The following is a 10744-nucleotide window of genomic DNA, read 5'->3' as shown; positions in this document are numbered from 1 at the left end:
GGAAGGAAACGAAAGTAGGTCAGAAAACTTTCGTTTCCTGACCTACTCGATTTTGTGCGCTTCAGTACTGCGAGGATTTTCATAGGTATGAAAATGGATTTTCCTACCGAGGAAAATGGAATTTCCCAGGGAGAAACGGAGAAATTCATCGGAACTTTGATTTCATTCTTCCGAAGTTTCATTTCATTCTTCCGAACTTTTATTTTCCGCCTCCGTGGGGAATTTTCGTTTCCTCGTGAGGTATTGGGAAATTCCTCGTGAGCTTTTTGTATCTTTACGGAGCAATTGAAAAACAAGAAAACGTTATTATGGCAAATATCAAAGAGTATATAGTGGAGCATGAGGACCGCTTTCACGAGGACTTGTATGGTCTCGTGCGTATCCCGTCGATCAGCGCACAGAGCGAGCACAAGGCTGATATGCAGCGTGCTGCCGAGTATCTGCGTGACCACCTGCTCTCACTAGGCGTGCAGGAGGCGGAGGTGATGCCTTCGGAGGGTAACCCCATCGTCTTCGGACACTATAAGCAGCCTGGAGCGACGAAGACGATCCTCGTATACGGTCACTATGACGTGATGCCCGTGGAGCCTCTGGAGCTGTGGGAGAGCCAGCCTTTCGAACCTGAGATACGCGATGGCCGCATCTACGCTCGTGGCGCTAATGACGACAAGGGTCAGATCATGATCCAGCTCAAAGGCTTCGAGACCGCTAAGGCACTGGGCTTGGTCGGGGTCAATGTGAAGTTTATCTTCGAGGGTGAGGAGGAGATTGGCTCAGGGAGCTTGTCGCCTTTCTGCCGTGAGCACAAGGATCTGCTGGCAGCGGATGTGATCCTCGTCTCTGACACGACGATGCTGAGCGAGGAGACACCGAGCATTACGGCTGGTCTGCGTGGTCTCGCCTACTGGCAGGTGGAGGTGACGGGTCCCAATAGGGATCTGCACTCGGGTCACTTCGGAGGTGCTGTCGCTAACCCGATCAATGAATTGTGCAAGATCATTGCTCAGCTCGTAGACGACAAGGGACGTATCACGGTACCGGGCTTCTACGACAAGGTGCTACCACTCTCTGACGAGGAGCGTGCGATGATCCGCAAGGTGCCCTTCTCCGAGGAGGATTACTGCCGTGCGCTAGACATTCGTGAGACACAAGGCGAGGAGGGCTACATCACGCTGGAGCGGAATAGTTGCCGTCCTTCCTTTGACGTGTGCGGTATATGGGGCGGTTATCAGGGCGAAGGTGCCAAGACGGTGCTCCCCTCGAAGGCTTACGCTAAGCTCTCTTGCCGTCTGGTGGCTAATCAGGATCATGAGGAGATCTCCCGCCTGATGAAGGAGTATATCGAGCAGATAGCTCCTAAGTCTGTCCATGTGAAGGTGACGCCGATGCATGGCGGTGCGGGCTACTACTGTCCGCTAGACCTACCTGCTTACCAAGCAGCTGCTCAGGCGGTCGAGAAGGCTTACGGGGTGGCTCCGCTAGCGATACGCAGTGGCGGTAGCATTCCGATTATTGCTGCTTTTGAGGAGATCCTCGGACTTAAGACGGTATTGATGGGCTTTGGTCTAGAGAAGGATGCGATTCACTCGCCCAATGAGAGCTTTTCGGTAGGTGTCTTCCGCAAGGGTGTCGAGGCGGTGGCTGAGTTTTACCGACTATTCAACTAAACAAGCATGAGTAGCATACTAATCAAGGAGTCGCTCATAGGAGGGGCGACGCAAGACCTTCTGATCGTGGACAATCGTATCGACAAGATCGGTACTGATCTGCTCCCGATCGATGAAGAGACGATCATCCTCGACGGCCGTGACAAGGCTGTCGTGCCAGGACTCTGCAACGGTCACACACACTGTGCCATGACGCTCTTCAGAGGGTATGGCGATGACCTGCCGTTGCAGACTTGGCTGGAGGATTACATTTGGCCCGTGGAGGCGCATATGACGGAGGAGGATATCTACGTCGGCGCTTTGCTCGGCTGTGTGGAGATGATCCAGAGCGGGACGACCTGCTTCCTCGATATGTACACAGCGCCTGAGGCGACCGCTCGTGCGGTGCTGGAGACGGGCATAAGGGCTAATCTGAGCTACACACTCTTTGACCGTGGCGATGCCGAGCGGGCACAGCTGGATCGCGACAACTGCTACCGCTATGAGCAGCTCTTTGCGGAGCTCCCTGAGCGGATCGGCTGGAGTGTGGGACCACACGCTATCTACACCGTTTCGGGTGATCAGTTGCACTTTGCGAAGGAGTTTGCCGAGGAGCATGAGATCCCCATTCACCTGCACCTCTCCGAGACAGAGCGTGAGGTGAAGGACTGTATTGCCGAGCATGGCACGACGCCTGTCCGTTACCTAGAGCAGATCGATGCGCTCTCGCCTCGCTGCATTATGGCGCACAGCTTATGGCTGGACGATGAGGAGCTGGATATCCTAGCACGTCACGGATGTACGCTCGTGCACAACCCGGCGAGCAATATGAAGCTGGCCAGTGGTGGGCGCTTTCGCTACGAAGAGATGAAGGAGCGGGGCATCCCTGTGGCTATTGGTACGGACGGTTGCTCCTCGAGCAACGACCTGGACATGTACATTGCTATGCGTATGGCTTCGCTCCTGGGCAAGGTGTGGCGCTACGACCCGACTGCGGTCTGCGCTCCCGACATTTACCGCTCGGCAACGGAGGTGGGCTACGCTATGCTGGGACTCAAGGGCGGACGCATTGAGGAGGGCTATCTAGCCGACCTTTGTCTCATAGACCTCAAGGCGCCGAGCATGGTGCCTTGTCACAATCTTACTTCTAATCTCGTCTACGCAGGCTCCTCGACGATCGTCTCAACGACCATCGTGGACGGAGCGATCCTCATGCGTGACCGTGAGATCGTCGGCATGGAGCGCATCATCGAGATGGCTCGTCGCACGGCTCACGACTTACTTCACCGTAAGGGGTAAAGACCTATTCACTATCAAACGAACATAGACTATGGACTTTCAAAAATATCAGCAAGCAGCCGACTATATCAAGAGCAAGATATCGGCACAGCCCCGCGTGGGCATCATACTAGGTAGCGGTCTGGGCAATCTAGCCGACGAAATCGCTAACCCAACCGTCATCCCATACAGCGAAATCCCTAACTTCGCACACTCGACCGCTATCGGTCACAAGGGCAACTTCATCTCTGGCACGCTGGGCGGTGTCCCCGTGGTGGCGATGCAGGGGCGCTTTCACTACTATGAGGGCTACCCGATGGAGGTGGTCACGCTGCCAGTGCGGGTGATGAAGCTCCTCGGCATCGAGATCCTGATCGTCTCCAACGCTGCTGGCGGCATTAACCCGAACTTCCACGTGGGTGACCTGATGATCATCAGAGACCATATCAATATGCTTCCCAACCCGCTCATTGGTCCTAACGACGAGAACTTTGGTGTCCGCTTCCCCGATATGACGCGCGCTTACGATCGTGAGCTGATTGCGCTCGCTGAGACCATTGCTCAGGAGCAAAAGCTGACGCTCCAGAAGGGTGTCTACGTAAGCCTCACGGGTCCTTCCTACGAAACGCCAGCAGAGTATAAGTATTGGCAGACTGTAGGCGCTGATGCGGTCGGCATGAGCACGACGCCTGAGGTGATTGTGGCTCGCCATGCGGGTATCCGTGTCTTCGGCATGTCGGTCATCACCAACGAGGGGTGGCACTTCGAGGGAGACTATACGAACGATGGTGACGAGGTGGTCGCTGCCGCCAATGCTGCCTCCAAGCGTATGGGTGCCCTCATCGCAGAGCTCATAGCCCGTGCCTAGCTCTCCGATAGACGAAGAGACAATCGCCACACAGCTTGCCGCCATACGTGCTGCACTCCGCACACGTATGGACGGCTCTGTGGCGCAGTCAATGCGGGAGTCGGGACTGGACTACCGCTATAACTGGGGCTGGACACGAGGCTATCTCCTAGAGCTCGCTGCGCAGTACCAGCCTTCCCGACAGCTTGCCGAGGCGCTGCGGGATACCTCTGTGCGGGAGCTGCTGATCCTCTCCACAATGCTCTTCCCCCGTGAGGAGCTCACGGAGCAAGATGTGGAGGCTTTCCTAGAGAAGGCGACCAATGTGGAGCTACAAGAGCAGCTTGCCTTTAACCTCCTATCATACGTACCACTAGCCATTCGCTGGGCGGAGGAGGTTGTCACAGGTAGTGCCACCGATGAGGCGAAGCTTTACGTAGCGCTCCTGACCATCGCAAACTATACGAAGCGACAGCCTGAGAAGCCTTTGTCCGATAAGCTGACGGAGACGCTGGATTCCTATGTCTCTGCCGAAGAGCTACCGATGCATTGTCGCCGTGTGGCGTACGATCTGCAGGTTACATTAGAAGAGCGCACTGCAAGTAATGAGTGATCGATACTTTATCTCGGAGGTTTCGTGGGAGGTCGCCAACAAGGTGGGCGGCATCTACACCGTCCTCTCGTCACGAGCGGGCGAAATGATGCTTCGCCACGGGGCTGAGCAGGTTCTTTTCGTCGGTCCCCGCCTTCGACCGATGGAGGAGATGGTAGACTTTCGCGCGGAGACCTTTTGTATCACCCTGCCTAGTCACATCTCGCTACTGGGTGTAGAGCTACCGATCACGCAGGGCTACTGGCTTACGCCTGGGGGCGAAGCGCAAACGATCCTCGTGGACTACAAGCCGCTCGCCACAGTCCGTAATCAACTCTACTACCTCATGTGGCAGCAGTACGGCATCCAGTCCGACCTCGGCTATGGTGACTATGACGACTCCTGTCTCTTTGCCGTTGCTGCGGCAGCGACACTGCTTGCTGTGACCCCACAGCTCGCATTGCCTGGGAATCAGCCGATAGCTATTTATAATGAGTGGATCACTGGCATGGGACTGCTCTATCATCGCCTGCAACAGCCCAATCTGCGCTCGCTCTTCATCACCCACGCCACGACCGTCGGGCGCTCTATCTGTAGCAATGGCAAGGATCTTTACCGATACTTCGCGGGCTACCACGGAGACCAGATGGCGAGCGAACTGCATGTTGAGGCGAAGCATGCGCTAGAGAAGGTGGCCGCCCATACCGCCACCGTCTTTGCGACGGTCAGCGAGGTAACCGCTCTGGAGTGTACACAGCTCTTGGAGCGCACGCCGGTGATCTTGCCGAATGGCTTCCACGCATTGTCCACAAGCCGCTTTAAGACGAAAGCTCGTCAGCGACTAATAGACGTTGCCAGCCAGCTCTATGGCAAAACCTTTGATCCTAAGGGCACGACACTCGTCGCTACCTCGGGACGCTACGAGTATCGCAACAAAGGGATCGACCTCATCGTCAACTCGCTGGAAAGTCTACTCCAGCAGCAAGCGAAGCTTTCGTCAGATCTCATCCTTTACTTCTTCAATCCCGCTTGGGTTGCCGAGCCAAGAGCTGACCTTGCTTATCTACTAAGCGATCCCAACCCAGAGAGTAGCACGACCCCGCTAGAGTACCCTTACCTAACGCATTGGCTACACAACCTGCGGGAGGACACCCTCGCCGGACGCCTCGGCGAACTCTTCAAGAGAGGAGCGACGGCGCAGCGCATCTACCCAATCTTCGTGCCCACCTACCTCGATGGTCACGACGGCATCCTAGACCTTCCTTATTATGATCTGCTGAGCGCCCTCGATCTGACGCTCTTCCCCTCGTACTATGAGCCGTGGGGCTACACACCACTGGAGAGCATCGCCTATGGCGTGCCGACGGTGACGACCGACTTGTCTGGCTTTGGTCAGGCTATCCTCGATCTTTATGGCGAGCCTGCTACAGATAGCCTGCAGCACGGCGTGCAGGTTATCCCACGTCGTGACCATGACGACGCCTTTGTGACGCAAGCTCTAGCAATGATTCTAGAGCAAGCTACCGCAGGGCTCCCAAAGACGTGCTACAAGCAAGCTCAACAGACCGCCTCCCAAGCGCTCTGGACACACTATTACGACTATTATATAGAGGCTTACCGTCAGATGATGACGCTGAGCTAGTTGACCAGCTGCGTGCGACTGTCCTGATTGGTGAGGGTAGGATCCATCTGGGAGCGAGGTACTAAGCTCTGGGCAAGGTAGTCAGGACGATTGGCGTAGATGTATAGGACGCTTCCCCCCTTGATCGCATCAATAATCGGACGCGCCAGTGCACGAGGCACCGCAGGGCAACCGTAGCTACGTCCGAGACGTCCCTGTCGGATGATCTGATCATTCACATAGGCAGCACCGTGCACGACGATGGCACGAGCTCGCGCCTGATCGTTGTACCCACGCTCCAGTCCATCGAGACGTAGCGAGTAGCCGTTGCTCCCAGTGTAAGTCTCATTGGTTAGGTAGAAGCCCAGAGAGCTCTGATGTGAGTCTGGTTGATTGGAAAAAGAGGTAGCGTAGTTCTCCCCGCTACCACGTCCATGCGCACAGAGCGTAGCGTAGAGGAGCTTGCCCTGCTCCATATCGATGACAAACATGCGCTCCTGAGTCGAGGGCTTGGAGAAGTCCACAATGGTAAGCCGTGAGCGATGCTTGTTGGGGATCTGATTGTACCCCCGCACACCTAGGCTAAAGGCTTCAAACGAAAGCCTTCCCTCCAGTCCCATCTGCTGGTAAAGCTGATTGATCTGCTGTCGCTCAGCCGAGGAGGGTACGACCGTCACACGGTGTCCCGTAGGCGGTATATCCCACAGCGATACGTCGGATCCCGCCATATAGCTAGGCACGAGTATCATTAAGAGGATCAACCATTTGAGTGAAGGGCAGTGAAGCGTGTGCATATCTAGTAAAAGGCTCATTAACGCGCCAAAGATACGAAAAAGAGATTAGACGTTAGAGATTAGAAGTTAGAAATCCGATCACTCAGATGGCTCTGATAGCTCCGATGCCTCTAGCTAACCGCCCGCCAGCCACTGACAACCAATCACCACCACTCAATCCACACCCTCGAGGAAATTGAAAATGCCTCAGTATAAAATAGAAATCCTCTACGGAGGAGCGAAAAAATTCTTCGGAACTTTGATTTGCTTCTTCCGAAGTTTCATTTCATTCTTCCGAAGTTTCATTTCGGCCCTCCGTGGGGAAAGTTCGTTTGCTCCGTGGAGCTTTCCGATTTCCTCGGTAGAGAAGAGATTTGAGATTAGAGGTTTGAGGGAGCTCGTAATTCTCTAATCTCTATCCTCTCACTTCTAATCTCTTTTTTGTATCTTTGTCATTCTAGCGCTTTGTAGTGATTGTAAATTCTCCCAGCGCTTAGTCTAGGGAGCTCCGCATCGTTTTTGGGGAGCTGCCGTACACTACTATTTAATGTTTCACTAACAGATTACTTTATGAATCGGATAACAAACTTACTACTGCTACTCGTCCTCTCGGCGACGGCTCTTGCCGCGCAGACGGTGTCGGGTAACGTATTGACCTCGTGGGGTGATGCGACTGGAGCTATCCGGATACCCGATGGGGTGACTGAGATTGCTGCAAACTGCTTCTACACTCCTGGAGACGATGACCCTGAAGGATGGGGCTCCTCAGACCCTGTCAGCAATACCGATATCACCAGCGTAGACCTTAACGGAGTGACAAAGATCGGTGACAACGCCTTCAGGGGCTGCATAGGTATCAAAACCATCAAGGCTCCTAAGCTAGAGAGCGTGGGTAGCCACAGCTTCGAGGGTTGTACGGCTCTGGAGGCACTCGATCTGCCGATGATCAAGACAATCGGAGAGAAGGCCTTTGAAAATGCGAATGCACTGACCTCGCTCTCACTGGGCAAGTCGCTCGAGTCTATCGTGGGCAACCCCTTCCAAAACAGTACCAGCCTCACCTCGCTAACGCTCGAGGAGGGTTGCGCTAACTACCTCGCAGCTAAGGGCGCACTTATCTCCCGTGCTGATGGTGTGCTACGAGTATTGGCGGGAGGTGTCCAGAAGGTGACCCTTGGCGAGGAGTGCAAGGCTATCGGCGACAACGCTATCTTTGGCTGTGGAGCACTAGAGCGTCTAGAGTTACCTTACGTTAAGGAGATTGGCTCAGGTGCTTTTGTCAACTGTACTAAGCTCGCTGAGCTTTATCTGCCACGCTTGGAGCGTATCAAGAAGGACTGGTTATCTTTCAGCGGTGTGGGCTCGCTACGTGTCGTAGACCTGCACATGAGCAATTCGGTTTCTGGTCTAGAGAAACTTTGGTCTGACAAGGAGACGACAACTGTCTATGTCGCTAGCGAGGCGATCAAGACGGAGCTAGCGCAGAAGCTGAAGAAGTGCCAGATCATCGTCGGTGCTCCCGCAGGGACACAGCAACGCTACAAGGTAACCTATAAGGCTATAGGCGATGGTCAGCTGGAGGTCTGGACGACTGGAGCGCGAAACGTCCAGGATGGTGAGATGCTCCTAGAGCACTCTTCTGTTAGCTTTAAGGCGAGCCCTAGAGTTGAGTGGCAGATCAAGGAGTGGCGTGTCAATGGCGATGTCGTCGCTGTTGAGGGAGATCCAAAGTTCCCTCAACTCTATGAGGTCAAAGACCTAACCAGTCCTCTAAATGTCGAGGTAACCTTTGAGGCTCGTCCAGAGGGTGCTGACGTTTACTTCCGTAGTCGAGACCTAGAGATGGGTACACTGACCTGCAAACTGGATGACGGTACAGAGGTGAAGCGTGGTGCTCGTGTGCCTGTGGGTACGATGCTGAACTTTACCGCTACGCCTAAGGAGGGCTACCGCATCGGAGACTGGTTTGAGCAGATTGAGATCGGTGGCGATAAGTATAAGCCAATAGAGGGACAGAATGGTAAGTCCACCTATCGCTGCGAAGTGCCCGATGCACGTGAGATAGAGGTTGACTTTGACCGTATCGAGGGGAGCTTTAGAGTGAAGTTTGCCTCTTTCAATGAGAAGACTGGCACGCTCACCGCTACGGCTAATGGTGTCGAGATCAAAACGGGTCAGGCAGTCAAGGCTGGTAGCAAGCTTGTCTTTACGGCACACCCCGCTGAGGGCTACACCGTCGATGAGTGGCAGCTCGGTCATGAGACGGTGCCTAACTATCGTGAGCTGACCTACACGATCGAGAGCCTCAAGGAGGATGTCGAGGTGAATATGGTCTGCAGCAAAGCATCTAGTACGGATAAGAAGCCTGAGATCGTCGATGGCGTGCTATACAAGTGGCAGGCCGAGGGTGATGCAGTCCTACCTGATGAGGTGACTTACATTGCTCCGCTAGCCTTCGAGGGCGCCATCCAGATGACTTCGCTGAAGCTCAATAATAAGGTCAAGGCCATCGGTGATCGTGCATTCCTCTTCTGCACGGCTCTGACGAAGTTTGTCGTGCCAGAGGCTAATAAGTCATTCTCAACGATAGAGGGTGTCCTCTACAGCAAGGATCAGACGAAGCTCATCGCTTACCCATCGGGTCTCAAGGCTACCAGCTACACGCTAGGGGCTAAGGTTACTTCGATACAGCCAGGAGCCTTCCTAACTCCTATACACTTGACGGATGTCGAGGTTGCCACGGGCAATACGGCTCTTAAGAGTGTCAAGGGTGTCCTCTACACGGCAGATGGCTCGAAGCTGCTCTTCCTACCTGTAGGCAATCAAACGATCGAACAGGGGGATAAGCTAGCTCTCCCAGAAGGGCTCAAGGAGATCACGCGCCTCGCTCTAGCTTACAATCCTAAGCTCAAGGAGCTGACGCTCCCCGCATCGCTAGAGCGTATCGATGCGATGGCACTTACCTACAATGGGGCTATGAAGTCGTTCGGTTGGGCAGAGGGTGTCACACCTCAGCTTGTCTCGGTCGGCGACTCCGCATTTTACTATGACCGCTCGCTTGAGAAGGTGCCTTACATGCCTAGTTGCACTTCCTTTGGCAAGGGAGCCTTCGGACTCGCTTCGGCACTCAAGGAGGTGCATATCCCAGCTGGTTGCTCGATAGAGGCTAATACGTTTGTTGCTTGTCAGATTATCAGCAATGTCTACGCTTATAGTGTAGAGCCGCCCGTCATCAATGAGGCAACCTTTAAGGATATTTACGCCCCCGAGGATGCTACGCTCTATGTTAAGGAAGGCGCTAAGGAGGCTTACAGCAAGGCTAAGGGTTGGAGTATCTTTGGCCATATCGTTGAGGATGCCACTCTTGCTGTCGCTGCCGTCGATGCGCTCAACATACAGCTCTATCCGAACCCCACGCAGGAGCTACTCCATGTGGTAGGTGCAGGCGCTGATAGCAACATCCAGCTCTACGACCTGACGGGTGCGCTCGTTGGTACGGCTCGTACAGACGCTACGGGTAGCGCTGTGGTCAGCCTTGCCAGCTATCCCGCTGGTACCTATGTGGTACGCGTGTCTGGTGCTGACCGTCTAGTGGTCAAGCAGTAAGTCTAGAGGCAAGAAGCTCTCAGATCACACGGAGGATCTCCTCTAATGTGTGAGTAAGTAGAGCTCTCTTCCGAAAAAGAAAACGGTGGCGAGTCCCTCGATCGTGAGGTGCTCGCCACCTTTTTTATAGGCATCGCCTAGATGCTAAGGCTTGCGCTAGGCGATGGCGGATCTGTATACACAAAGCGAGCAGACTGCTAAGCTTAGCAATCTGCTCATAAATTGTAGATATGGTCTCTAGGACTAGCCTTGAGAGAGCCTCTTGTCGGACTCGAACCAACGACCCCGAGATTACAAATCACGTGCTCTACCAACTGAGCTAAAGAGGCAAAAGGGCGAGCAAACCGCATCGCGCCGCTACAACCCGCTACCCTTGCTGCG

Annotated in this window: 7 protein-coding genes and 1 tRNA gene; 6 read left to right on the top strand and 2 right to left on the bottom strand. The window is 54.4% G+C overall.

What is annotated here, in order from left to right:
* Nucleotides 1-308: 308 nt before the first annotated feature.
* The 5 genes from Q0X57_RS05690 to Q0X57_RS05670 are packed head-to-tail and all read left to right on the top strand — an operon-like array spanning nucleotide 309 to nucleotide 6005.
* Nucleotides 309-1667 (top strand): dipeptidase, encoded by a 1359-nt coding sequence (locus Q0X57_RS05690; protein ID WP_297728860.1) that lies wholly within the window; start codon nucleotides 309-311, stop codon nucleotides 1665-1667.
* Between the two features lie 6 nt (nucleotides 1668-1673).
* Nucleotides 1674-2945, top strand: coding sequence for an amidohydrolase (locus tag Q0X57_RS05685; RefSeq protein ID WP_297728858.1), 1272 nt, complete (start codon nucleotides 1674-1676; stop codon nucleotides 2943-2945).
* A gap of 31 nt (nucleotides 2946-2976) precedes the next feature.
* Nucleotides 2977-3792 (top strand): purine nucleoside phosphorylase I, inosine and guanosine-specific, encoded by an 816-nt coding sequence (locus Q0X57_RS05680; protein WP_297728856.1) that lies wholly within the window; start codon nucleotides 2977-2979, stop codon nucleotides 3790-3792.
* Nucleotides 3785-4384, top strand: a complete 600-nt coding sequence (locus Q0X57_RS05675; RefSeq protein ID WP_297728855.1) for a peptidase — start codon at nucleotides 3785-3787, stop codon at nucleotides 4382-4384. Before Q0X57_RS05680 ends, Q0X57_RS05675 begins: the two co-directional genes overlap by 8 nt.
* A complete protein-coding gene (locus tag Q0X57_RS05670) occupies nucleotides 4377-6005 on the top strand; it encodes a glycosyltransferase (RefSeq protein ID WP_297728853.1) in 1629 nt (542 codons plus the stop codon). Before Q0X57_RS05675 ends, Q0X57_RS05670 begins: the two co-directional genes overlap by 8 nt.
* Here Q0X57_RS05670 and Q0X57_RS05665 read toward each other — a convergent pair.
* Nucleotides 6002-6778 carry a murein L,D-transpeptidase catalytic domain family protein gene (locus tag Q0X57_RS05665; protein WP_297728851.1) on the bottom strand — a complete coding sequence of 259 codons (777 nt, stop codon included), beginning with the start codon at nucleotides 6776-6778 and terminating at the stop codon, nucleotides 6002-6004. The genes Q0X57_RS05670 and Q0X57_RS05665 overlap by 4 nt on opposite strands.
* Before the next feature lie 549 nt (nucleotides 6779-7327).
* Here Q0X57_RS05665 and Q0X57_RS05660 point away from each other — a divergent pair.
* Nucleotides 7328-10363 (top strand): leucine-rich repeat protein, encoded by a 3036-nt coding sequence (locus Q0X57_RS05660; RefSeq protein ID WP_297728848.1) that lies wholly within the window; start codon nucleotides 7328-7330, stop codon nucleotides 10361-10363.
* A 256-nt stretch (nucleotides 10364-10619) separates the two neighbouring features.
* Here Q0X57_RS05660 and Q0X57_RS05655 read toward each other — a convergent pair.
* A tRNA-Thr gene (locus tag Q0X57_RS05655) sits at nucleotides 10620-10692 on the bottom strand.
* Between the last annotated feature and the right edge of the window lie 52 nt (nucleotides 10693-10744).

Source organism: uncultured Porphyromonas sp., from assembly GCF_947254915.1.
Lineage (GTDB): Bacteria > Bacteroidota > Bacteroidia > Bacteroidales > Porphyromonadaceae > Porphyromonas.
This window is presented reverse-complemented; position numbering and strand designations above follow the sequence as displayed.

Coding starts and splice junctions, on each gene's coding strand:
- Q0X57_RS05690 (WP_297728860.1), top strand. CDS start 309: ATGGCAAATATCAAAGAGTATATAGTGGAGCATGAGGACCGCTTTCAC.
- Q0X57_RS05685 (WP_297728858.1), top strand. CDS start 1,674: ATGAGTAGCATACTAATCAAGGAGTCGCTCATAGGAGGGGCGACGCAA.
- Q0X57_RS05680 (WP_297728856.1), top strand. CDS start 2,977: ATGGACTTTCAAAAATATCAGCAAGCAGCCGACTATATCAAGAGCAAG.
- Q0X57_RS05670 (WP_297728853.1), top strand. CDS start 4,377: ATGAGTGATCGATACTTTATCTCGGAGGTTTCGTGGGAGGTCGCCAAC.
- Q0X57_RS05665 (WP_297728851.1), bottom strand. CDS start 6,778: ATGCACACGCTTCACTGCCCTTCACTCAAATGGTTGATCCTCTTAATG.
- Q0X57_RS05660 (WP_297728848.1), top strand. CDS start 7,328: ATGAATCGGATAACAAACTTACTACTGCTACTCGTCCTCTCGGCGACG.